Annotated in this window: 20 protein-coding genes; 11 read left to right on the top strand and 9 right to left on the bottom strand. The window is 64.9% G+C overall.

All coding sequences use genetic code 11. From position 1 onward, the window contains the following. The first annotated feature begins 4 nt into the window (after nt 1-4). From VW23_RS04965 to VW23_RS04950, 4 genes are all read left to right on the top strand, one after another. Complete coding sequence (locus VW23_RS04965) at nt 5-1,852, top strand: LysM peptidoglycan-binding domain-containing protein (RefSeq protein ID WP_069908483.1); 1,848 nt, start codon at nt 5-7, stop codon at nt 1,850-1,852. 112 nt (nt 1,853-1,964) lie between these two features. Further along, entirely contained in the window at nt 1,965-2,276 is a 312-nt protein-coding gene (locus VW23_RS04960; protein WP_244488434.1) for an ArsR/SmtB family transcription factor, read from the top strand. Continuing rightward, a complete protein-coding gene (locus VW23_RS04955; RefSeq protein ID WP_069908481.1) occupies nt 2,276-4,174 on the top strand; it encodes an ABCB family ABC transporter ATP-binding protein/permease in 1,899 nt (632 codons plus the stop codon). Before VW23_RS04960 ends, VW23_RS04955 begins: the two co-directional genes overlap by 1 nt. 4 nt (nt 4,175-4,178) lie before the next feature. Then, on the top strand, nt 4,179-4,649 hold the full coding sequence (locus VW23_RS04950; RefSeq protein ID WP_069908480.1) for a GNAT family N-acetyltransferase: 471 nt from the start codon (nt 4,179-4,181) through the stop codon (nt 4,647-4,649). 119 nt (nt 4,650-4,768) lie between these two features. Here VW23_RS04950 and VW23_RS04945 read toward each other — a convergent pair whose 3' ends face one another. Continuing rightward, nucleotides 4,769-5,170 (bottom strand): hypothetical protein, encoded by a 402-nt coding sequence (locus VW23_RS04945; protein WP_141728227.1) that lies wholly within the window; start codon nt 5,168-5,170, stop codon nt 4,769-4,771. 227 nt (nt 5,171-5,397) lie between these two features. Here VW23_RS04945 and VW23_RS04940 point away from each other — a divergent pair, with 227 nt between their 5' ends. After that, on the top strand, nt 5,398-6,384 hold the full coding sequence (locus tag VW23_RS04940; RefSeq protein WP_069908478.1) for an acyltransferase family protein: 987 nt from the start codon (nt 5,398-5,400) through the stop codon (nt 6,382-6,384). Here the strand turns inward: VW23_RS04940 and VW23_RS04935 are convergent. The 7 genes from VW23_RS04935 to nadC all read right to left on the bottom strand — a co-directional run bounded on the left by VW23_RS04935 (nt 6,381) and on the right by nadC (nt 14,087). After that, nucleotides 6,381-6,767 (bottom strand): type II toxin-antitoxin system death-on-curing family toxin, encoded by a 387-nt coding sequence (locus VW23_RS04935; RefSeq protein ID WP_069908477.1) that lies wholly within the window; start codon nt 6,765-6,767, stop codon nt 6,381-6,383. The genes VW23_RS04940 and VW23_RS04935 overlap by 4 nt on opposite strands. A 6-nt stretch (nt 6,768-6,773) precedes the next feature. Continuing rightward, the gene (locus VW23_RS04930; protein WP_069908476.1) at nt 6,774-7,013 is read right to left on the bottom strand and encodes a type II toxin-antitoxin system prevent-host-death family antitoxin; all 240 of its coding nucleotides are present in this window, start codon (nt 7,011-7,013) and stop codon (nt 6,774-6,776) included. 122 nt (nt 7,014-7,135) lie between these two features. Beyond that, nucleotides 7,136-10,489 (bottom strand): efflux RND transporter permease subunit, encoded by a 3,354-nt coding sequence (locus VW23_RS04925; RefSeq protein ID WP_084645562.1) that lies wholly within the window; start codon nt 10,487-10,489, stop codon nt 7,136-7,138. After that, nucleotides 10,486-11,712 carry an efflux RND transporter periplasmic adaptor subunit gene (locus tag VW23_RS04920; protein ID WP_069908474.1) on the bottom strand — a complete coding sequence of 409 codons (1,227 nt, stop codon included), beginning with the start codon at nt 11,710-11,712 and terminating at the stop codon, nt 10,486-10,488. Before VW23_RS04920 ends, VW23_RS04925 begins: the two co-directional genes overlap by 4 nt. Before the next feature lie 11 nt (nt 11,713-11,723). Then, nucleotides 11,724-12,272, bottom strand: a complete 549-nt coding sequence (locus VW23_RS04915) for a PadR family transcriptional regulator (protein ID WP_069908473.1) — start codon at nt 12,270-12,272, stop codon at nt 11,724-11,726. Nucleotides 12,273-12,414: 142 nt separating this feature from the next. Further along, the gene (gene cysQ, locus VW23_RS04910) at nt 12,415-13,227 is read right to left on the bottom strand and encodes a 3'(2'),5'-bisphosphate nucleotidase CysQ (protein ID WP_084645560.1); all 813 of its coding nucleotides are present in this window, start codon (nt 13,225-13,227) and stop codon (nt 12,415-12,417) included. Continuing rightward, nucleotides 13,224-14,087 (bottom strand): carboxylating nicotinate-nucleotide diphosphorylase, encoded by an 864-nt coding sequence (gene nadC, locus VW23_RS04905; protein ID WP_069908472.1) that lies wholly within the window; start codon nt 14,085-14,087, stop codon nt 13,224-13,226. The genes cysQ and nadC overlap by 4 nt, the downstream gene beginning before the upstream one ends. 176 nt (nt 14,088-14,263) lie before the next feature. Between nadC and VW23_RS04900 the strand changes: the two genes are divergently transcribed. The 4 genes from VW23_RS04900 to VW23_RS04885 all read left to right on the top strand — a co-directional run bounded on the left by VW23_RS04900 (nt 14,264) and on the right by VW23_RS04885 (nt 18,487). After that, nucleotides 14,264-16,123, top strand: a complete 1,860-nt coding sequence (locus VW23_RS04900) for an OmpA family protein (RefSeq protein ID WP_069908471.1) — start codon at nt 14,264-14,266, stop codon at nt 16,121-16,123. 257 nt (nt 16,124-16,380) lie between these two features. Continuing rightward, nucleotides 16,381-16,986 carry a TetR/AcrR family transcriptional regulator gene (locus tag VW23_RS04895; RefSeq protein ID WP_069908470.1) on the top strand — a complete coding sequence of 202 codons (606 nt, stop codon included), beginning with the start codon at nt 16,381-16,383 and terminating at the stop codon, nt 16,984-16,986. A gap of 517 nt (nt 16,987-17,503) precedes the next feature. Then, nucleotides 17,504-18,184 (top strand): PspA/IM30 family protein, encoded by a 681-nt coding sequence (locus tag VW23_RS04890; protein ID WP_069908469.1) that lies wholly within the window; start codon nt 17,504-17,506, stop codon nt 18,182-18,184. 36 nt (nt 18,185-18,220) lie between these two features. Further along, complete coding sequence (locus VW23_RS04885) at nt 18,221-18,487, top strand: YiaA/YiaB family inner membrane protein (protein WP_069908468.1); 267 nt, start codon at nt 18,221-18,223, stop codon at nt 18,485-18,487. A gap of 160 nt (nt 18,488-18,647) precedes the next feature. Here VW23_RS04885 and VW23_RS04880 read toward each other — a convergent pair whose 3' ends face one another. Beyond that, nucleotides 18,648-20,054, bottom strand: coding sequence for a helix-turn-helix domain-containing protein (locus VW23_RS04880; protein ID WP_069908467.1), 1,407 nt, complete (start codon nt 20,052-20,054; stop codon nt 18,648-18,650). A 119-nt stretch (nt 20,055-20,173) separates the two neighbouring features. Here VW23_RS04880 and VW23_RS04875 point away from each other — a divergent pair, with 119 nt between their 5' ends. Together VW23_RS04875 and VW23_RS04870 are read left to right on the top strand one after the other, a co-directional pair. Then, nucleotides 20,174-21,706 (top strand): acyl-CoA carboxylase subunit beta, encoded by a 1,533-nt coding sequence (locus tag VW23_RS04875; protein ID WP_069908466.1) that lies wholly within the window; start codon nt 20,174-20,176, stop codon nt 21,704-21,706. Between the two features lie 109 nt (nt 21,707-21,815). Beyond that, nucleotides 21,816-22,150: endonuclease domain-containing protein (locus tag VW23_RS04870; RefSeq protein ID WP_069908465.1), on the top strand; the 335-nt coding region annotated here is incomplete at its 3' end.

The raw sequence follows: 22,150 nt of genomic DNA, 5'->3' as shown, positions 1-22,150 counted from the left end.
CGGTATGGGCAGGTTGCCCTCGTTCCCGGAGGCCCCGCTGAGCCGGACCGACGACCGCCGTACTTTGCTGCTCGCCCTCGGCGCCGCCGGGGTGACGCTGGCTGTCGCCCTCGGCGTCATCGGCTTGCCGGCAGTCAACGCCTGCTCCACCGATCCGCGCGGCATCGTCACCTGCCTCCGCGACATGGCCGACCGCAAGTTCGATCTCCCCGGCACCATCCCGGGGCAGGTTGCCGAGACGGTGCCCACCGACGTTGCAGATCCACCCGTAGCGGTCGTGGCCGAGCCCGAGGCTCCTGCCGCGGCAGGGGGGCCGCTGGAAGCGCCGGCGGTCGAACCTGCGATCGTCTCTCTCGAACCCAGGGCGGTGCCAGCGCCGGCGGCCAAACCTGCCGAGCCGCAGCCCGTCGCAGCGGCCCCCGCCGAATCTGCTCCGAGCGTACTGCCGCAACCTGCTGCCGGCGCTCCTGCGGCTGTCAAAGTGGCGACAGCTCCGGAACTGCAACCCACCGAGCCGAAGCCGCTGGCGCCGGAAGTTCCCGCAGTGGAGCCCAAGCCCACGCTCGACGATACGGCCTTGAGCTGGAGCGTCGCCTCTGAGCCGCAGGACACCGAGAAGCGTTCGGTCGAGGCTGAGACGTCGGCAGCTCAGGCTGAGCCTCCGCAGAGCGATGAACCCGCGGTTGAGGCCGCCAAGCCCCTGGCTCAGGTAGAGCCGCCGCCAGTGGTGCCCGCGCTGCCCGAACCGGCGACGCCGCCAGTTGCTGCTCAGCCTGAAACGGCAGCGCCTCCCCTGACCACCGCAGAGGCGCCTCTCGTGGTCGCCAACGCTGAGCCGGCCGCCTCGCAGCCCCCGGCGCCAACCGTTGCCGCTCCCGTCATCCTCGCCCCCACCATCGACGCGATCGAGCTCGATGGCACGAGGAGCTTCGTTTCCGGCTCCGGCCCGGCCGGCGCGCTGATGCGCCTCTACGCCGATGGCGAGCTGATCGGCGAGAGCCCGGTCGAAGAGGGCAGGTGGCTCGTCGAAGGCAGCAACCTGCTCGACAGTCCCCGCCGTGAGTTGCGCATCGAAGCCATTGAGCCCGATACGGGCAAGCTCCTCGGCGTTGCCGCCATCACCGTCGAGATCGAACTGCCGGATGGCGGTGCCCCACCTGACGAGCGCTCGGAGGAAGCGCCCGAGCCTGGCAGTGGCGTCGCGCCGACGCCGCAACCCGAGTCCGCGCCGGCCATCGCCAATGGAGCGCCCGCTCCTGAGCTCGCCGACAACGAGCCGCCGGTGACCGCTGCCGTTCCGGACGCCGCGCCCGTCGAACAGCCGGACCCGGCGATCGAGCCGTCGCCCGCCAGGCCCGAACCAGTCGCGGAGCCCGAGCTTGCTGCGGGCGAACGGAGGCGCGAGTTCGGGCCGCTCCCGCCGCTGGCCACGGTGGTCCCTGAGCGAGAGTCCGCTTCCGTCGAAATTCTCGCGCCTTCGACCTTGCAGCCGACCACTCTGCCACCGGTCGAGGCGGGCGGCGCCGACCCGTCGACGATCACCCTCCCAACGCCCGACGCGCCGGCACTGATGGCCGAGTTCGAGGTGCGTTCACCTGAGCCACCTCAGCCTCCGGGCCAGCCCATCACCATGCTCCGCCTGCTGCCCTTCGGCGATCCGGACGGGGGCCGCTACAATGTCGGCAAGGCCATCATCCGCCACGGCGATACGCTGTGGAGCATCGCCCGCCGCTACTACGGCCACGGCATCCACTACCGCACCATCTTTCATGCCAATCGCGAGCTGATCCGTCGCCCCTCGCGGATCTTTCCTGGCCAGATCTTCGATCTGCCCCTGGTCACCGACGACTGACCATAGCCTGACAGGGTATTGCCGCGAATCCCGTTCAACTGCCCAGTCAGGCAGGTGGTTTCGCCTTGCCTTGGCGAGGCCGATCTTTTATCGCTGAATAACGATGAACCCGATGCATGACGACGACATCGCCAATGTGATGCGGGCCCTCGGACACCCTGTCCGGCTCAACATCCTGCGCATCCTCGCCGCCCAGCGTGCGGGCGATTGCTGCTGCACCGATGTCACGCAGAACCTGTCGCTGGCCCAGTCCACCGTCAGCCAGCACATCAAGGTGCTGCTGGACGCTGGTCTGGTCGAGCGTCACCCCAAGGGCACGCGCAACTGCTACTCGCTGCGCGCCGATCGCCTCGCTGATTTCGGCATCGCCTGCACCGGCTTGTTCACCGGCCTAACCGATCACCCGGTCAAAGAGCTCGCCTGATGTCATCCGCCGATGAGGCAACCAAGCGCCCCACCGTTAGCGCGGAGGAGGGTGGCCTGCTTGCCACCGTACGAAACCTCTGGGGCTACATGTGGCCCGAGGGCCGTCCCGACCTGAAATGGCGCGTTATCCTCGCCATCGGCGCCCTGCTGGTATCGAAGGTCGCGACCACGCTGATCCCGTTCGTCTATAAGTGGATCATCGACAGCCTCGATGGCACGACGCCCGATACGGCGCTGGTCATGGGCGTTGCCATCCCCATCGTGCTGGTCATTGCGTTCGGCGTCGGCAACATCATCGATGCCGGCTTCCAGCAGTTGCGCGACGTGCTGTTCGCCTCGGTCGGCCAGCACGCCGTGCGTAAGCTGGCGCTGCAGACCTTCGAGCATCTGCACAGGCTGTCATTGCGCTTCCACCTCGCCCGCCGTACCGGCGGTCTGAGCCGGGTCATCGAGCGCGGCACCAAGGGCATCGAAACCATCGTGCGCTTCACGATGCTCAACACTGCCCCGACGCTGGTCGAGTTCATCATCACCGGCGTCATCTTCATCGTCATGTTCGGTGTCAGCTATCTCAGCGTGCTGGTGGTCACCGTCTGGCTCTACCTGTGGTTCACCATCAAGGCCTCGAACTGGCGCATCGCCATTCGCCGCGACATGAATGACAGCGACACCGACGCCAACGGCAAGGCCATCGACAGCCTGCTCAACTTCGAGACGGTGAAGTATTTCGCCAACGAGAAGATGGAGGCCCAGCGCTTCGATGCCTCGATGGAAAAGTACGAGCGCTCCGCCGTCCGCATCTGGACCTCGCTCGGCTTCCTCAACTTCGGCCAGGCGCTGATCTTCTACGCCGGCACGGTGATCATCCTGATCATGGCGGTGCTCGGCGTGATGAACCGCACGCTGACGCTGGGCGATTTCGTGCTGCTCAACACCTTCCTGATGCAGATCTACCGGCCGCTCAACTTCATCGGCTTCGTCTATCGCGAAATCCGCCAGGGTCTTACCGACATCGAAGAGATGTTCAAGCTGCTCGATCGCGCCCCCGAGATTCAGGACAAGCCGGGCGCCAAGCCGCTGAGTGTCACCGGCCCGGTGGTGAAGTTCGATGACGTAAAATTCCACTACGACGCCGATCGCCCGATTTTGAAGGGCATCAGCTTCGAAGTGCCGGCCGGCAAGACCATTGCGGTGGTCGGCCCCTCGGGCGCCGGCAAATCCACCATCTCGCGGCTGCTCTATCGCTTCTACGATGTCATCGAGGGCAAGATCACCATCGACGGGCAGGACCTGCGCGATGTCACGCAGGAGAGCCTGCGCGCCGCCATCGGCATGGTTCCGCAGGATACCGTGCTGTTCAACGACACCATCGCCTACAACATCCGCTACGGCCGCCCCGGTGCGACCGACGAAGAGGTAAGGAAGGCGGCCGAACTGGCGCAGATCGGCCATTTCATCGAGAGCCTGCCCAAGGGTTACGACACCCCGGTCGGCGAACGCGGCCTGAAGCTTTCGGGTGGCGAGAAGCAGCGCGTCGCCATTGCCCGCACCATCCTGAAGGGGCCGCCGATCCTCATCCTCGACGAGGCGACCTCGGCGCTCGATTCAAAAACCGAGGAAGACATCAAGTCCGCCCTCGATGTGGTCTCGGCCAACCGCACCACGCTGGTCATCGCTCACCGGCTCTCGACCGTCGTCAACGCCGATGAGATCATCGTGTTGCGCGACGGCCAGATCGCCGAGCGCGGCACGCACCACCGCCTGCTGGTCAAGCAGGGGCTCTACGCCCAAATGTGGAACCGCCAGCGCGAAGCGTCGGAAGCCGAAGAGCGCATGCAGCGCGTCGCCAACGACCCCGAAGGCTTCGTCAAGCGCGGCCTGCCCGCGGCGGAGTAGAGGAGTGGCGCTCGAGGTCCGCAGGGCAGCCGACACCGAGCGCCTCACCATCGAGCGGCTGATCCAGCTCTATCTCTACGACATGGCGTCCGAGCATCCCTGGCCGCTCGAGCCCGATGGCCGCTACGCCTACGATTTCCTCGATCGCTTCTGGCAGCACCCGTACCTGATCTATGCGAGCGGAGAACTTGCCGGCTTTGCTCTCGTCGTCCGCGGTTGCCCGATCACCGGCCGCGGCGATTGCTGGTTCATGGCCGAGTTCTTCGTGCTCCGCTCCTACCGCCGACAGGGTATCGGCGTAGCCACAGCGCACCAACTAATCGCCCGCCATCCCGGGTCATGGCACGTGGCGGTCCTTCAATCTAACCAGCCCGCGCTGGCGTTCTGGGGCAGGGCGTTAGGCGCCAACCGGCCAACGCTGTCGCCGACAAGGTTCGATGGCGATGACTGGCTGGTGCACGCTTTCCATACGTGACCGCTCGATCGCGGCTGTGGTCACCCCACGCCTGATCCCTCCCCACGGGGGAGGCAGACGGCAAACCTCCAGCATCGAAGGCGCCCCCGAGATTGAGGACCTGCCCCGCGCCGGAGCGATCAGCGGGCGCGAGGCCCGGAAAACCGGCAGCCGGCGATCTTCGGGTCGGTGTTCTTATAGCTGCCCTTGATGTAGTTGCCGTTCCGGCTGAGCGTCGCCTTCCACTTCTCCGTCTGGCGCCTGCCGTCCCAGATGAACTTGTTGGTGAACGTGGCGTTCACCCCGTCGAAGCTTCCTCCGACGATGGTGCCGTACCCATCATCGACATTCGTCGTGCCGTCGACGACGGAGGCGCTGGCCGCAGAGATACGGACAATCTGGGCCGGCGCGCAGTTCTGGCCCTGCACGGTAATCTTCCAGGTGCCGACCAATGTCCATTTTGCCTCCGCCGCAACGCCCCAACTGCTCAGGCTTGCCACAAGTACCGATGCGGTCAGCAGTACCGAAATTGAATGACGCATTGTGCTCTCCCTTATCCTGGCCAGAACCTACGCTCTGAGGGGCAAGTTGCCAGTACCGAGGGCTCCTATCGGTTTGGAGACCTCCTCCGCCCTATGACGGCAACTGAGCGGGTCGTTGTGTGGGGACCGGGATCGTGACGCAACAGGGCGGGACCGCCTTGCGTTGGCGCTGTTGCGGAACCCACCCCTTGACCTATCCGTTGCGTCCGACCAAACAGCGTCGGCCAATGACCTCAGAATCCTCACGCAACGCCTCGCTCGACGCCCTGCGCGTCCTCAGCCTGTTCGGCATCGTGACGCTGCACGTCGCCGGTGGCGGCTTCGCCGACAACAAGCCGTTCGGTTTCGTGGTGGATGAGCTCAGCCGTTTCGCCGTGCCGGTGTTCTTCCTGATGTCGGCCTATTTCTGGAAGGACGCCGACCTCGTCGCGCCGCTGCGCCTCGCCGGCAAGGTGGCCATGCGGGTCATGCCGGCCTTCGCCATCATCCTCGCCCTTACCATAGGGCTTCGCCTGCTGGAGGGCGGCCGCCCCGGCTTCGAGCCGACCCCCGGTGGTCTGCTGCTGCTGTTGTGGTCCGGCGGTCCAGCGTTCCACCTGTGGTTCCTGCCTGCCCTGGTGCTCGGCAGCGCCGTCGTCGCGACCCTGATGAAGTTCACCGGCCTGCGCTGGACCCTGGCCATCGCGCTCGCACTCTACGCCATCGGCACCATTATCGGCGCTTACTCAAAACCACTGTTCGGCCACGGCTTCCCGTTCTGGATGGATCGCAACGGGCTGTTCTTTGCCCCGGTCTTCCTCGTCGCCGGCATTGTCCTTCGCCGCCACCGCGGCGCGCTGGCCGACTGGCCGATCCCGGTCATCGTCGCTGCACTGGTCACCTTCGCGTCCCTCCATCTCGCCGAAGGTTACTTCGTCGTCGGCCGCTACGCCCTCGGCCACGACTACTCGCTCGCCACCCTCGGATATGGTCTCGCGGTCGCCGTCCTGTTCATGCGCATCGAACTGATGAACCCCATCTGGTCGACCCTCGGCCAGGCCACCTTCGGCGCCTACCTGATCCACCTGCTGGTGTTGAAAGTCCTCGCCTCCAACTTCGGCCTCGGCCGTCACTCGCTCCTGATGATCGCTCTCGGCTTCAGCATCAGCCTGGGCGTGGCTGTGGCGTGGAGGGCAGGGCGGGCTTTGTTAGCTGCGCGTGCTTCTCAGGCCTAAAGCTCGGGGTCGAATGGCACGACGTGCTTGTTGAGCCAGTTTTCCAACACATCCTTGCGGAACGTTCCAGCCTCGAGGTTGCTGTAGATAAACGTTTCCAGCTCGTCGTTTGTCGCGGATATGTCAGCGCCGCGGAGCTGCAGGAACATTTCGAGGCAGGCATAGGCGACGCGTTTGTTGCCGTCGACAAAGCCGTGATTCATTGCCAGGCTTTCCCACAGCGCCGCCGCTTCTTCGATGAGGTCGGCATAGTAGCCGGTCTGCGGCCGCAACAGTGCAGACTCGATAAGCCCCATATCGCGCACGCCGACTGCCCCACCGAACTCCTTGATGAGGAGTTCGTGGATGCGCAGAGCTTCATCGAGAGTGATGTAGAGCGTCACCGCTCGCTACTTGGCCAGAGCTTTGTAAAGCGAGCGGCGGCGCTCGATGCTGCGGGCCATCAACCTTTCGATGGCCGGGCGGACCTTGGGAGCTGCCCCCCTCTCCACCAGGGCATGGTACTGCTCGGCCGACACGACATAAGCCACGTCGCGACCGTTCTTCTGGATAGCCACCGGCTCTGCCTGTGCCATCTCCAGCACCTGCCCGAACTTGTTCTTGGCATCCGTCGCGGTCATCTCGGCCATGATGGTCTCCTAGGTTAGGTAGCTAAAATAGCTACTCTAGCTTTTGGCCGCAATAGCCAAAGCAGCTAAAAACGAAAAGGCCCGGATCGCTCCGGGCCTTTCAGTGCTTGTCTCTAGTTCAGTTACTCGGCGGCCTGGCGGCTCACCACCGTGACGCCGTCCTGCTCGGTTTCGACGAGGCCCGATCCTTCGGTCTTGATGAACCGCTTCGAGCTGTCGATGTCGGCCGGGATCTCGACGGTCTCGCCTTCCGGCGTGACGGCGGTGTGCTTGCGCCCACCGAAGATCGCCCGGAACGGCCATGCGATGGCGTTGCCGATCGCCGCGAACACGGCACCGAACAGCCGGCCGATCCAGCTGTGACGGATTACGGTCGGAGCGGTGATCATCACCGGCACCATCACCAGGGTGAGGGCAGTGGAGACGAACAGGCCCGAAACCAGCGCCGCCGACAGGTGGGTGAACCACGAACCGGCGAGGCCGCCCCAGACGATCTCGCGCCGGATGAAGTCGAACTCGACGTTCACCGCCATCGGGATCACGCCCAGCGCCGTCACCGTTGCGGTGAGCAGCACCGGCCGCACGCGCTGGGCCGCCGTGATCAGCATCGCCTTGGTCGGCTCCACTCCATCGCCACGGTTGTAGTGGTTGTAGGTGTCGATCAGCACGATACCGTTCTTCACCACGATGCCTGCCAGTGCCACGATGCCGAGACCGGTCATGATCGCCGAGAAGCTCATCCCGGTGATGGTCATGCCCAGCATCACGCCGGCGAGCGACATGACCACGGTCGAGAGCGTCACCAGCACCTGGTAGAAGCTGTTGTACTCGAGCAGCAGCACCAGGAAGATGATGAACAGGGCGGCCGCCAGTGCCTGCATGATGAAGGCATTGGTATCGCCGATCTGCTCGTCCGCGCCGCCGAAGGCGATCGTCGTCGTCGCGGGGATGTCCTGTGTCGCCACCCATTCCTTCAACTGGGCGATCTTGGCATCAGCCGCCACGCCCGGCGCCAGGTTCGCCGCCACGCCCATGACGTAGAGGCCGTTCTTGCGGCTGATATTGGCAACCTTCGGCACGGCTTCGCGCTTGATGAAGTTCGACACCGGCACCAGGCCCTGGGCCGTGACGATCCTCAGCGAGTCGAGGCTGTCGAAGCTGCGCTCGTCGAGCGGCAGGCGGACGCGGATATCGAGTTCGTCATCCGCGTCATCCGGCCGGTACGAGCCGAGCTTCACACCCGAGGTGACGAGCTGCACGTAGGGCGACAGTTCGCGCACGCCGATGCCGTACTTGGCCGCGGCCACGCGGTCGATCGTCACCTCCCAGTCGATACCGGGGGAGGGACGGCCGTCTTCCACGTCGATGGTGTCGCCGAGCTGGTTTTCTACATAGTCGCGCAGCTTGGTGACCACCGGCGTCAGGTCGGAATAGACAGTGCTTTCGACCGTCAGGTTGATCGCCTTGCCGGCCGGCGGGCCGTTTTCCTGCGCCGCGATCTGCACTTCGAGACCCGAGATGTTCTTCACCCGGTCACGGATGTTCTGGAAGATCTCAGTCGCCTTGATGCGCTCGTTCCACGGCTGCAACTGCAGGTTGAACTGCCCGATGGTGTCCGGTGGACCGCCGCTCGAGAAGCCGTCGCCGCCACCACCTGAGAAGGTCATGATCGAGTCCTGCACACCCTGCACCTGCAGGATCTGCGTCTCCACCTCGGCCAGCATGTCGCGGATCTCGACCGGCGAATAGTTACCGCGAGCGATCACGTTGACCGTGCCGAATTCGGCCTCGGAAGCCGGGAAGGCTTCCATGCCGGTCGGGTTGGCGATGTAGGCGTAGAACATGAAGCCGACGACGGTGAAGCCCGCCAGCAGCGACAGGATCGGATGCCGGATCAGGTGCTGCAGCGTGCGCACATAGATGCCCGTCGCGCCCTTGACCTTCTTCACGTCGAACTTGTCGGGGTACATGACGACGTCCGCGGCTTCCTTGGCCTTGGGGTCGACATGAGTCGAGGCGATGATCGCCCCGATCACCGGCATGAACACCAGCGCCGAAAGCAGCGAGGCGCACATCACCACGATCACGATGATCGGCAGGTAGCTCATGAACTTGCCGATGATGCCCGGCCAGAACAGCAGCGGCACGAACGCCCCCAGCGTCGTGAAGGTGGCCGAAACCACCGGCACGAACATCTTGCGCGCCGCGAGGATGAACGCTTCTTTCTTAGAAACGCCTTCCTGCAGCTTTCGTTCGGCGTACTCCACCACCACGATTGGATCGTCGACGAGCACACCCACCGCCAGCACCAGGCCGAACATGATCATCATGTTGATGGTCATGCCGAGCATCTGGACGATCAGGAACGCGATCATGAACGAGATCGGGATCGAAGTGCCGATCATCAGGGCAGGACGGACGCCGAGGGTGGCAACGCAGGTGACCATCACCAGCGCCACGGCGGTCAGCACCGCGGCTTCGAGCGAGCGGAACAGGTTCTTGGTGGTGTCGGCCTGGTCGATCAGGAAGCTGTGCTGGATGCCGGCCGGCCAGTCCTTGACGAACTCGGTCGTGACGGCACGCACCTGGTCGGAAACATCGATGACGTTGGTCCCGAGCTCCTTGATCACCCCCAGGGTGATCGCCGGCTGTCCGTTGACATGGGCGTACTGGGTCGCATCCTCGAAAGTGCGGGTAATCGTTGCCACATCGCCGAAAGTGACGACGTTGTCGCCATCCGCCTTGATCGGCAACGAGTAGACGTCCTGCGCGCTGGTGATGAGGCCCGGCACTTCGACATTGAACGAACCCCGGCCGGTGTCGAGCGTGCCGCCGGGCACCACCATGTTGTTCTTGGCCAGCGCATCCAGCAGTTCGCCGGCCGTAAGGTTATAGGCCTCGAGCCGGCTCATATCGATGGTCACCGCCAGCATCTCGTCGCGCGACCCGGAAATGGTCACGCTCTGCACGGTCGGGATTTCCTCGAGCCGATCCTGCAGGTCCTTGGCGCTCTGCACCAAGGCACGCTCCGGCACGTTGCCGTAGATTGCCACCGAGATCGAAGGCTGGTTGGTGAACGAGATTTCCGTTACCGACGGCTCGGTTGCGTCCTCGGGAAGTTCGGAGGCGAGGCCGTCGAGCTTGGCGCGGATGTCGGCCAGCGCCTTGTCGCTGTCGGCGTTCACGTCGAACTCGAGGAACACCGATGCGTGACCGGTCGTTGCGGTCGAGGTGTAGTTCTTGAGCCCGTCGATATCCTTGACGCGATCCTCGATCGGCTTGGCCAGCAGCCGCTCCGCGTCCCGGGGGGAAACGCCGGTCTGGCTGGTCGAGACGTAGAAATACGGGATGTCGATCGCCGGGAAGCTTTCCTTCGGCAACGACACATACGCGCTGAAGCCGGCGAACAGCAGCAAAGCCATCACCGTCAACACAACCCGCGGCATGCGCAGGATGCGTTCGAGGAAATTCATCATGAGTGCACCCCTTCAGCGGCGGCTTCGGCCTCAACCGATTCCGGCTTGCCCGTAACGTTGGTCGCGTTGACCTTCTGACCCGGCACGACATACTCCTGACCCATCGTGATCACATCGACCGTCGGGGGCAGGCCCGTGACCCAGACACCCTCGCGGGAGTCCGAGATGATCGTCACGGGGTAGAATTCGACGACGCCATCCTTGACTGAGCGCACCCCAAGCGTGCCCTCGTCATTCAGCGTCAGCACCGACTGCGGCAACAAATGCGCCGGTACTGTGCCCATAGTGACGGTGGCCGTCGCCGTCACGCCCGAGAGCACCTTGCCGTTGGCGTTCGGAATTTCGATCTCGACCGGGAACGAGCGGGTCGCTTCGTCGGCGAGCGAGGCGATGTAGCTCACCTTGCCCTCGACCTTTTGGCCGGTCACCGTCTCGACGCTTGCCGCTAGCCCGAGCTCGGCACGCGCGATGCGGGCCTCGGGCACATTGGCGACGAACAACATCGGGTCGAGCTCAACTACGGTGGCGCACGGCTGGCCGGGGCTCAGCACGCTGCCCACCGTCGCCACCGGATCCTGCACGACGCCGGCAACCTTGGTGGTCACCTTGGCGCGGTCGAATTCCTGTTTGGCCTGGTCGAACGCCGTCTGCGCCTGCCGCAGGGCAGCTTCGGCGACGATGCCCGTATTGTTGGCGGCGAGACCCTTTTCACGCAGCGCGCGATTGGAGTCGGCATTGGTCTGTGCCTGGGCGAGGGCGGCTTCCGCCTGGGCCACGGCAGCGGCTCGCGTCCCTTCCTCGAGCGTGCAGATGATGTCGCCGGCTTTTACCGTCTGACCCTTGGTGACGTTGACCGCCGTCACCACACCCGAAGTCTCGGGTGTGATAGTGGTTACGTTCTTCGCTTTGGTGCGGCCACGCAGCGGCACTTCCACCGGCATGGCCTGCATCGCGTAAGTTTCGGTACGCACCGACTGGGCCGGCGCCGAGGCACCGCTGCTCTCGGCTACGCGCTCGGCGATCGTCAGCGCCGGATCGACTGCGCCCTCGGCGACGTGATGCGTCGTCTCGGCGCCCTCGGCGTCCTTGCTGAAGAACGAGACAATCGGTTTTTCGCCATGACCGGGGCCATTGCCTCCGGCCACGAAAACACCGCTGCCGAGCCACAGGGCCCCGGCAATGACAATGGCGCCGGCAACGCCGTAGGAAACGATCGCTCGCATTCTGATACCCTCTATTCCGCTGCTGCAGCGTCGTCCCTGTCGGAACGGGCCAGCGCTATCAGTTCATCCCCGTGCGCCTCGATGTAGTCACGAGCCGCTTGCATACAAGTCCGCCCATAATCGATGACCCAGGCGTCTCCGGGGTGGTTGTGTTGTTGTTTGAGCCGGTCGAAGTCGGCGAGCGTCGCGTCGATTTCGACGATTCGCTCGTTCAGTCGCTGCTCGACCAGCGATTGCGGGAGTTCCGAGGCGAAGCGCAGGAACAGCAGAAACTCGCTGCGGAACTCGTCTTCGCCAAGCTTCTCGAACATTGACTGGATGAACGCAGCGCGACCGGCTGGCGTGATCGAATAGATCTTCTTGGCCGGCTTGCCATCCTGCTGTTCAACGCGCGCCGTAACCAGCTTTTCCTGTTCGAGGCGCGCCAGCGACGGATAGATCGCCCCATAGCTGGCGTCGATGAAATACGAATACTCCCCTTCAACGGAGAGCTTTCGGATCTCATATCCAGTCGCGTCGCCATCATAGAGAATGGCAAGGCAGATGGTTCTGACGTTCATTGGCTTCCTATCCGGCTGGTATATATCGAACCAGCATATGCCGGGCCTATATATGGAGCCGGAAAAAAGCGCAACAAGGGCTGAAGGAGGGGCTGCCATGCAATTTCTTCATGGCCAACCGTTTGAATACTAACGGTTTCCGTCAGGCGTCGACGAACCGCAGCATCTCGGCAAGGGCTCGCAAGGCCAGTTTCTGGCTGGCTGCGGCCACGAACCAGGCATTGAGGAACTTGTCGTCCCGGTGTCCGCAGGTGAGCGGCAACCCGTCCATTCCCAGTACCACACCACCTGCCGCCTGCAGCACCGCCTGGCCCGCCGCCGTGTCCCATTCCGAAGTTGGGGTAAACCGCGGGTAAAGCTGCGCGTCGCCCTTGGCGAGCAGGCAGAACTTCAGCGACGAGCCGACCGACACGTCCTCTGCCACCTCGAGCGTATCGCAAAGCTCTGCCAGGGCGGCGTGCCCATGCGAGCGGCTGGCGACGATGCGCAGCGGATGCTCGGCCTCGGCCACCTGCAGCGGCGCTACGCCCTCTATGGCGTCGCCAGCCAAGCGCCCTGCGAACGCGCCATCCGGCCCGCCCCAGTAAATCTCGCCGGTGGCCGGCGCCAGCACCACCCCGCTGACCGGATGCCCGTCCTCGCAATAGGCGATGTTCACGGTGAACTCGCCGTTGCGCTTCAGGAACTCCTTGGTGCCATCGAGCGGGTCGACCACGAAGTAGCGCGCCCCCAGCTCCGGAATCCGTCCCGCCGCGACGCTCTCCTCGGCCAACACCGGCAGGCCGGTCTCGGCCAGGTACTCGAGGATGATCGTCTCGGCCCGCTGGTCAGCCTCCGTCACCGGCGAACCATCAGCCTTCTCCATCGCCACCACCGGGCGTCGATAGACCTCGAGGATCACTTCGGCCGCGGCAATCGCGGCGCGGTTCATCATTTCGGCAAGCGGCGTGCTCATTGGATTTCGACATCCAGTCCGAGGTCGAGCGGTCTGGCGCCCATGGTAATCTGGCTCGACGAGATATAGTCGACCCCGGTCTCGGCTATGCCGCGCACCCGCTCCAGCGTCACCCCGCCGGAAGCCTCGAGCCGGGCCCGCCCGTCGTTCAGCTTCACCGCAGCCCGCAGCAGCTGGTTGTCCATATTGTCGAGCATGACGATCGTCGCGCCGGCATCCAGCACCTCAGCCAGCTCGTCGAGGCTGGTGACCTCGATCTCGATCGCCACCAGGTGCCCTGCCGCGGCGCGTGCCGCCCGATAGGCCTTGCCGGCGCCGCCGGCCACCGCGATGTGGTTGTCCTTGATCAGGATGGCGTCGCTCAATGCGTAGCGGTGGTTCGAGCCGCCGCCGCAGCGCACCGCATATTTCTCGAATGCCCGGAGCCCCGGCGTGGTCTTGCGCGTATCGCAGATGCGCGCCCCGGTCCCAGCCACGGCTTCTACAAACTTATGCGTATGTGCGGCGATGCCGCTGAGATGATTCAGGAAGTTGAGTGTCGTGCGTTCGCCGGCGAGGAGCTGCCGCGCATTGCCCGACACCACCGCGACGATGTCGCCCTTGGTGACCGGCGCGCCATCCGCCACCCGCGGATCGAACGACACGTCGCCACCCAGTTGCCGGAACACTTCGAGCGCCAGCGGCAGCCCGGCGATCACGCCGGCCTCCCGTGCCGACAGCGTCGCCGTCGCCACGGCCTCTGCCGGGATTGTCGCCTGTGAGGTGAGGTCGCCTGCCAAGCCCAGGTCTTCGGCAAGGGTGCGACGGACCGCATCCTCGACGAGAGCAGGGGGCAGGGCGCCGATAAGGGTGTCGCGCATATCTGTGGCTCGGGTGCTGGCGGCGAGCGGTTTACGCGACCGAGCCACCCCACGCAATGCTGCCGCGCATCGCCACCATTATCTCCGTATCCGGAACAAATGGCGCTCGCACCCGTTGGGTCCCTGCCAGTTCAGGGCGGGTTGGCTGTTGCATCACAAGAAGAATGGAGAAAGCCATGCAGCTCAAGCGCTTATTGCTTACCACCACGAGCCTATGCCTCCTCTCGCTGCTCCCTCTACCTGCCCTGGCGCAGGATGCGGGGCTGACGGCGGCCTACAATGCCTATGTCGAAGCCCAGAGCGGCGATGACCCCGATGCCAAGGCCGCGGCCGAGGCGGCCTTCCTTGCCGAGTGCCAGCGTCTTGGTACACCCGACCTGCAACAGTGCATCGCCATCGCCACCGGCGCCGCTACCGTCGAGCCGCCCGCTCCGCCAGCCGAGGAGGCCGCACCTCCTGCTGAAGAGCCAGCGCCCCCTGCTGAGGAACCAGCGCCCCCTGCTGAGGAGCCAGCGCCGCCCGCCGAACAGCCGGCCGCTCCCGCCGAGCAACCCGCCGCGCCAGCTGCGGAGGCCCCCGCTGCCGAGCAACCCGCCGCGCCAGCTGAGGAGGCCCCCGCTGCCGAACAGCCCGCAGAGCCGGCTCCGGCCGAGCAGCCTGCGGCTCCCGCCGAGCAGCCGTCCCCGGCCAGCGATCCGGCACTGATCGCCGCGTTCGAGGCCTATGTCTCTGCCGGTTCCGGTGGTGACGCCAACGCCAAGGCTGCCGCCGAGGCTGCTTTCCTCTCCGAATGCAACCGTCTCGGCATTCAGTCGCTCGACGAGTGCCTGGCGCTGATGGGTGGTGCCCCGGCTCCGGCTGCACCTGCCGAACCCGCAACCCCGACCGAACCCGCCCAGCCGGGTGAAGCTCCGCCGACCGACCAGTCGGGCCAGCCGCTCGAAGTGGTCCCCGATCAGGAAACGCCTGACGCCCCGGCCGCCCCGGTGCTCGACAGCGCCAAGGATGCGGAGGGTGCGGGCGCCGAACAGCCTGCTCCGGCCCAGCCGCCTGCCGCCGAGGTTCCGCCGCCGGCGACCGACGCCGAAGCTCAGACCCAGGCTCCGCCTCCGGCCGAGGAAGTCGAGGCAGCGGTAGCCACCGAAGGCACGCGCGTCGACCAGCTCCCGGCACCGGAAGCTCCTCCTGCCGCGCAGGAGGCCAAGAAGGACGGTGACCGGCTGATCATCAACATCGGCATCCAGATCAACATCTTCACGCCCTACAAGGATCGCGACCGCATCGGCCGCGGTGACGAGGTCTACTATGAAGAGCTCGACAACGGCCGCTATCGCCAGACCGTCATCCGGCCGGACGGCACGCGTGTGGTCACGGTGTGGAACCGCTACGGCGAAATCATCCGGCGGGTGAAGGTGCTGCCCGATGGCACCCGCATCATCCTGGTCTTCTCCCCCGACGATCGTCGGGACGATGACTGGCGCGATCCGGGCGACGATCTGCCGCCGTTCTACCTGCCGATCCCGGTGGACGACTATGTGCTCTACAGCGAGCGCTCCGACGAGGACGACATCGAACGCTTCCTCAGCGAACCGCCGCTGGAAAAGGCCGCCCGCGTCTATACCGTCGACGAGGTGAAACGCTCGGCGCGTATCCGTGACACCGTCCGCCGCGTCGAGATCGGTGACCTGACCTTCGAGACCGGCTCGGCCCAGCTCGGCCGCGACCAGGTCGGCTCGCTCGGCAAGGTGGCCGAGGCGATGAAGAAGATCCTCGCCCGCAACCCGGGCGAGACCTTCCTCATCGAGGGTCACACCGACGCGGTCGGCTCGGACGAATCCAATCTCGTCCTCTCCGACGAACGTGCCGGCACCATCGCGGACCTGTTGACCGAGTTCTACGACATCCCGCCGGAGAACCTCACCACGCAGGGCTATGGCGAGCGCTACCTCAAGGTCGAGACCGACGGCGCCGAACGCGCCAACCGCCGCGCCACCGTCCGCCGCATCACCTCCCTGGTCTCCGGCGGCCAGAGCTGATCGAAGCAGTGATGTGACGACAAATTTGGAACCCGCGCTACGGCGCGGGTTCTTCTTTGCAGCGAAGCACGGTGCCGCAGTGATCCTCCCCCGCGTGGCCGAGCGGATGAGGGCCCAAGGCCCTCACCGCGGGGGGACCACCCCTAGGGTGGTGGAGGGGGCGGCTAAACCCTCAGTCGCCCTCGCAAAGTCACCTGCCATAGACAAGCCAAACTCCCCGGTCTAATTGAACGTCGTTTAGTGCTGGAGGTTGTGCCATGGCCCGTCGTGCCGACCATTCGAAGGAAGAGCTCGCGAGCCTCGTCGTCAACACGGCCGAGGAGCTGATTGCCGAGGAGGGGATCGATGCCTTCTCCGCCCGCTCGCTGAGCCGGGCCATCGGCTACACCGCCGGCACGCTCTATCACCACTTCAAGGATCTCGACGACATCGTCACCCAGGTGAACACCCGCACCCTGGTCGGCCTTGCCCGCGCCTTCGCCGACGCCACGCCCTCCAGCGACCCGCGGCAGATGCTGCACAACTACGCTGATGCCTTCCTGGGTTACATCGCGCTGAAGCGGAACCTGTGGAACGCCCTGTTCGAGTTCCGCCGCAAGCCCGACCAACTGGTGCCGCCCTGGTACATCGAGGCCATCGCCTCGCTGATCCGCATCATCGCCCAGTGCTTCCAGGACATTCGCCCCGACCTCGATGACAAAGTGGCCCGCCAGTCCGGCCAACTGGTCTTTGCCTCGATCCACTCCGTCGTCTCGCTCGACAGCTCCGGCCGACTCAACCTGATCATGGATCGCGACATCGGCAAGGTCGTGCACGAGCTGGTCGACATGCACATCCTCGCCTACGCCCATCGCGCGAAGTAGGCAGGACTGCACCAATGCCAGCGTCACCTCGGCGAAGGCCTATGTGCAGGGCCTATCGGCGAACTGGCCACCAGACTGCGTGACGCTGGGTATGCGAACCGAGACTCTACAAGTCCCCCAAACTCGGTGTCATCCCCGCGAAAGCGGGGAACTCCGTTTGCGATCGTGCAGCAGGGACAAAACAGAGGTTCCCGCTTTCGCGGGAATGACCCGGGGGGGGGGCGCGACCCAGGCCCATCCTGCGATGGTTCGGTAGGCGCTGGGGGTAGCGGAAGTATCAGGGCGGATCCCGCCTCGCCGGGACGACATCGAGTCGAGGCAGAGACAAAAGCCCACTCAGCGATCCCGCTGATTCCACACCAGAAGCCGGCCACAACCCATTGAATCCATTCAGCCCAAACTCCAATCTAAACGGCGTTCAATTTTTCTCTTGAACGCCGTTTAAAACCCGGTATGTTGGTCGTTGTGAACAGCGTCCAATTAAACGCCGACACCAACCGAAGGGAGACGTACTGCGATGTTGAACGTTCTGAAGACCCTGTTCCGGGGCGCCTCGGCCCGCGCCGAAGAGCAGCTTATCGATCATTTCGCCATCGACCTGATCGAGCAGAAGATCCGTGAGTCCGAGGCGGCGCTGTCGCTCGCCAAGTCAACCCTCGCCGCCCTGATCATCCGGCAGCGCAACGAGACCCAGACCCTGAGCCGTCTCGACACCCAGATTGCAGATCTCGAGACCCGGGCGCGTCAGGCGCTGGCCGCCGGCCGTGAGGACCTGGCCGCCGATACCGCCACCGCCATTGCCAATCTGGAGAACGAGCGGGCTGTGCGCCGCGATACCCTCGATCAACTCGCCAACCGCGTCGCCCGCACCCAGGCCTCGGTCGAGAAAGCCAACCGCCGCATCATCGACCTGCGGCAGGGCATGATCTCGGCCCGCGCCGCCGATGCCGAGCGCAAGGCGCAGAAATCGCTCAACCGCTCGATCGGCGCCACCAGCTCGATCCGCGAGGCCGAGGACCTGATCGCCCGCGTCGTCAACGGCCCCGATCCGTTCGCCGAGAGCGAGGTGCTCGACGAGATCGATGCTGGCCTCAGCGAGAAGGGCATCCGCGATCGCCTCGGCGAAGCCGGCTTCGGCGACAAGACCAAGGTCCGCGCCGACGACGTGCTCGCCCGCCTCAAGTCCACGAACCTCTAAGCCGCAACCGCATTCGAACCAAAGGGAACCACCGAAATGAACGCCGACAACAACCAAGTCTACATCATGTTCAACGCCGCCGGCGTCGCCGCCGCGCTGTTCCTGCTCTCGCTGTCGCTCTGGCTCGCGCCGGTCGACCTGTCAACCAAGGGGTATTGGGGCATGGGCATCGTGCTGCTGATGGGGAGCCTGGTGAATCTCGTCAAATACCGCACCGATGACCGCAACGCGCGCGATGTGGTGCGCCAGCTCGAGCAGGCCAAGAACGAAAAGATCCTCAAGGACTACGTCGGCAACCAGTGATCTCAGGGTCACCGCACGTGCGGTGATCCCCCCAGGGTCGTTGCGCTAGCAATGATCCCCGAGTGACTGTGTTTGCAGTCATCTCTAGGGGCACTGTAGTGATCCCAGTCACCGCCGATGTTTGGAAGCCCCGGGCCCGAGCCCGGGGCTTCTTGCTATCTCACCCCAGCCGATACGGCACCACTTCGCGCCGATCGACATCGATCTCCAGCCGCGCGTCCATCGGCGGCACCGAGCGCTGGATGCAGTTGGTGCGCGGACAGATCCGGCAACTGATGCCGATCGGCTCGAACCCGCGCGTCAGGTCGAGGTCAGCCGCATAGGTCAGCTTGCTCGCATGCGTCACCTCGCAGCCCAGCGCGTAGGCATAGCGCCGCACCGGTCCGCGAAATCCGCCGGTGTGCTTCTCCTCCGACCAGGCGAGGCAAAGATAGCGGTTGCCGTCCGGCGTCTCTGCCAGTTGCCGCGCGATCCGCCCGTTATGCTCGCCGAACACCCAGTGCACGTTCCAGAGCGGGCACGCACCGCCAAAGCGCGGGAACTGCAGCGGCGTTGCCGAGTGCCGCTTGGTGATCGTCCCCGCCGCATCCACCCGCGCAAAAAAGAACGGCACGCCGCGCGCCCTGGGCCGCTGCATAGTCGACAGCCGGTGCCCGACTTGTTCCATCGACGCTCCGAACTCGAACGCCAGCTCTTCGACGTCGTAGCCAGTGCGATCCGCTGCCGTGAGGAACGCCCCATACGGCATCTGCAATGCCCCGGCGAAATAGTTGGCCAGTCCCAGCCGGCAGATATCAGCCGCCTGCCGGGTCTTGAACTCCGCCCCGGCGACGATCTCGTCGATCAGTTCCGCCTGCTCGATCAGCGCCAGCTGCACGCCGAGCTGGAAATACTGCGTCGCCGGCGCCAGCCGTCCGTTCAGCACGATGGTGCGCGAGGCCCGATCGAACCGCCGCAACTGATCCGGTGAGTTCGGCTCCTCGAACATCACCGAAATCCGATGCCGTGCCGTGAGATGATTGGCCAGCCGCTCGAGCCGTCCATGCAGGGCGAAGCCGATACTCGCCGCCAAGGTCTCGGCAGCGAGATCAAGCGGATCGATGTAGTTGTTGGCGTAGTGGAAGAAGTCGCGCACTTCTTCGTAGCTCGTCTGCGGTCCCGGGCCACCGACCATCGCCGCGTCCGCCCCCATCAGCCGCTCGTTCGCCTTGCGATAGGCCTCATAGAGCCGCAGCATCGCCCGTGCCGTATCGGGCGCGCTCGCTGCCACCGACTTGAGCTCGATCAGTCCTGGCGCGGCCTCACCGAACAGCGGGTCGGCCATCGCCTCGCGCAGATCGGCCAGCACCCGGTCGGCCCCTTCCGAGGTCAGCTCCACGAGGTCGAGCCCGAAATTCTCGGCCAGCGTCAGCATCAGCGAAGCCGTCAGCGGCCGCTGGTTGTTCTCGATCTGGTTGAGATACGACACCGAGATTTCGAGCCGCCGCGCCAGCTCGCGCTGCGTCAGCCCCACCTTGGTGCGCGCCGCCCGCACCCGGGCCCCGGCGAAGATCTTACGGTCAGCCATTCGCAAGTTCGCAATTTCACAGTTTGCAACTTTGCAGAATTAGCAGGTCCACACATTCCTGTCTCTCACGGCGAGTGCCAAGCATGTATGCTTGCCTCGGCACAAGGGCAGGGGACTCCATGCAGAAGATCATCGCCGCACTCGATCAGCGGCGCGATGAGGCCCGTCTCGGCGGTGGCCAGAAGCGGATCGACGCCCAGCACGGCAAGGGCAAACTCACCGCCCGCGAGCGTCTCGAGGTGCTGCTCGATCCCGGTTCATTCGAGGAATACGACATGTTCGTCACCCACCGGGCGGTGGATTTCGGCATGGAGCAGAACATCATCCCCGGCGACGGCGTGGTCACCGGCTGGGGCACCATCAATGGCCGCCTCACCTATGTGTTCAGCCAGGACTTCACGGTGTTCGGCGGCTCGCTCAGCGAGACGCACGCCCAGAAGATCTGCAAGATCATGGATCTCGCCGTGCAGAACGGCGCGCCGGTCATCGGCCTCAACGATTCCGGCGGCGCCCGCATCCAGGAAGGTGTGGCGGCACTTGGCGGTTATGCCGAAGTATTCTGGCGCAACGTCCAGGCTTCCGGCGCCATCCCGCAGATCTCGGTGGTGATGGGCCCCACTGCCGGCGGCGCAGTCTATTCGCCCGCCATGACCGACTTCATCTACATGGTGAAGGACACCTCCTACATGTACGTGACCGGCCCGGACGTGGTGAAGACCGTCACCTCCGAGATCGTCACCCACGAGGAACTCGGCGGCGCCTCGACCCACACCAAGGTGTCGTCGGTCGCCGACGCCGCCTTCGACAACGACATCGAAACCCTGCTCGAAGTCCGCCGCCTGTTCGATTTCCTGCCCCTGAACGCCGCCGACAAGCCGCCCGTCGTCGCCGTCAACGACACCATCGACCGCGCCGAGCCCAGCCTCGATACGCTGATCCCCGACAGCGCTCAAAAACCCTACGACATGCGCGAGGTGATCCTCAAAATCGCCGACGAAGGCGATTTCCTCGAGATCCAGCAGGACCACGCCGGCAACATCCTCGTCGGCTTCGTCCGCCTCAACGGCGGCACCGTGGGCGTCGTCGCCAACCAGCCTTTGGTTCTCGCCGGCTGTCTCGACATCAACTCGTCGAAAAAGGCCGCGCGGTTCATCCGCTTCTGCGACGCCTTCTCGATCCCCATCCTGACGCTGGTCGATGTCCCCGGCTTTCTCCCCGGCGTCGCCCAGGAATATGGTGGCATCATCAAGCACGGCGCCAAGCTCCTCTTCGCCTACGCCGAAGTCACCGTCCCCAAGGTCACTGTCATCACCCGCAAGGCCTATGGCGGCGCCTATGACGTGATGGCGTCAAAGCACATCCGCGCCGACGTCAATTACGCCTGGCCGACCGCCGAGATCGCCGTGATGGGCGCCAAGGGCGCCACGGAAATTCTCTACCGGTCCGAACTCAGCGACAAAGACAAGATCGCCAAGCGTACCGCCGACTATGAGGCCCGCTTCGCCAACCCGTTCGTCGCCGCCGAACGCGGCTTCATCGACGACGTGATCATGCCGAACGGGACGAGGCGGCGTGTGGCACGGGCGTTCGAAACGCTGAAGAACAAGAAGCAGGCCGTGCCGCTGAAAAAGCACGGGAACATCCCGCTGTGAGAGGTTCAGCGCCAACCACCGGCCGCGCCCCTCGCGTCTCCCTCCCCCGTTGCGGGGAGGGATCAAGGGTGGGGGGAGCCGCACCCTCGACGGTAGAGGCAAGGCACCCATGAGCACCGAGCTCGCCCGAAAGCTCCGCCGCAACCCTCCCGAACCCGAGCGCCGTATGTGGGCAATCCTCTTCCCGCTGCGACGCCAGGGTTACAACTTCCGCCGTCAGGCCCAGATCGGCGCCTACTATGCCGACTTCGCCTGCCGCCATCCGGCAATAGTGATCGAAGTCGATGGCGAAACGCATACGGCCGACCTCGCCCAGTCCAACGATGCTACCCGCGACGATTACTTCGCCGGGCGCGGCTATCGCGTGTTGAGGTTCTGGAACAACGAGGTCATGGAAAACGCCGAGGGTGTCTATCTGACCATCGCAGCAGCACTGGCCGAAAT

It is taken from the genome of Devosia insulae DS-56, from assembly GCF_000970465.2.
In the GTDB taxonomy this organism is placed as follows: domain Bacteria; phylum Pseudomonadota; class Alphaproteobacteria; order Rhizobiales; family Devosiaceae; genus Devosia_A; species Devosia_A insulae.
The sequence above is the reverse complement of the archived record's forward strand: the minus strand, read 5'-3'. Positions and strand labels throughout refer to the sequence as shown.

Excerpts from the sequence above, each read along its gene's own strand:
- VW23_RS04965 (WP_069908483.1), top strand. The coding sequence starts at position 5 with ATGGGCAGGTTGCCCTCGTTCCCGGAGGCCCCGCTGAGCCGGACCGAC.
- VW23_RS04960 (WP_244488434.1), top strand. The coding sequence starts at position 1,965 with ATGCATGACGACGACATCGCCAATGTGATGCGGGCCCTCGGACACCCT.
- VW23_RS04955 (WP_069908481.1), top strand. The coding sequence starts at position 2,276 with ATGTCATCCGCCGATGAGGCAACCAAGCGCCCCACCGTTAGCGCGGAG.
- VW23_RS04945 (WP_141728227.1), bottom strand. The coding sequence starts at position 5,170 with ATGCGTCATTCAATTTCGGTACTGCTGACCGCATCGGTACTTGTGGCA.
- VW23_RS04940 (WP_069908478.1), top strand. The coding sequence starts at position 5,398 with ATGACCTCAGAATCCTCACGCAACGCCTCGCTCGACGCCCTGCGCGTC.
- VW23_RS04930 (WP_069908476.1), bottom strand. The coding sequence starts at position 7,013 with ATGGCCGAGATGACCGCGACGGATGCCAAGAACAAGTTCGGGCAGGTG.
- VW23_RS04925 (WP_084645562.1), bottom strand. The coding sequence starts at position 10,489 with ATGATGAATTTCCTCGAACGCATCCTGCGCATGCCGCGGGTTGTGTTG.
- VW23_RS04920 (WP_069908474.1), bottom strand. The coding sequence starts at position 11,712 with ATGCGAGCGATCGTTTCCTACGGCGTTGCCGGCGCCATTGTCATTGCC.
- VW23_RS04915 (WP_069908473.1), bottom strand. The coding sequence starts at position 12,272 with ATGAACGTCAGAACCATCTGCCTTGCCATTCTCTATGATGGCGACGCG.
- cysQ (WP_084645560.1), bottom strand. The coding sequence starts at position 13,227 with ATGAGCACGCCGCTTGCCGAAATGATGAACCGCGCCGCGATTGCCGCG.
- nadC (WP_069908472.1), bottom strand. The coding sequence starts at position 14,087 with ATGCGCGACACCCTTATCGGCGCCCTGCCCCCTGCTCTCGTCGAGGAT.
- VW23_RS04900 (WP_069908471.1), top strand. The coding sequence starts at position 14,264 with ATGCAGCTCAAGCGCTTATTGCTTACCACCACGAGCCTATGCCTCCTC.
- VW23_RS04895 (WP_069908470.1), top strand. The coding sequence starts at position 16,381 with ATGGCCCGTCGTGCCGACCATTCGAAGGAAGAGCTCGCGAGCCTCGTC.
- VW23_RS04890 (WP_069908469.1), top strand. The coding sequence starts at position 17,504 with ATGTTGAACGTTCTGAAGACCCTGTTCCGGGGCGCCTCGGCCCGCGCC.
- VW23_RS04885 (WP_069908468.1), top strand. The coding sequence starts at position 18,221 with ATGAACGCCGACAACAACCAAGTCTACATCATGTTCAACGCCGCCGGC.
- VW23_RS04880 (WP_069908467.1), bottom strand. The coding sequence starts at position 20,054 with ATGGCTGACCGTAAGATCTTCGCCGGGGCCCGGGTGCGGGCGGCGCGC.
- VW23_RS04875 (WP_069908466.1), top strand. The coding sequence starts at position 20,174 with ATGCAGAAGATCATCGCCGCACTCGATCAGCGGCGCGATGAGGCCCGT.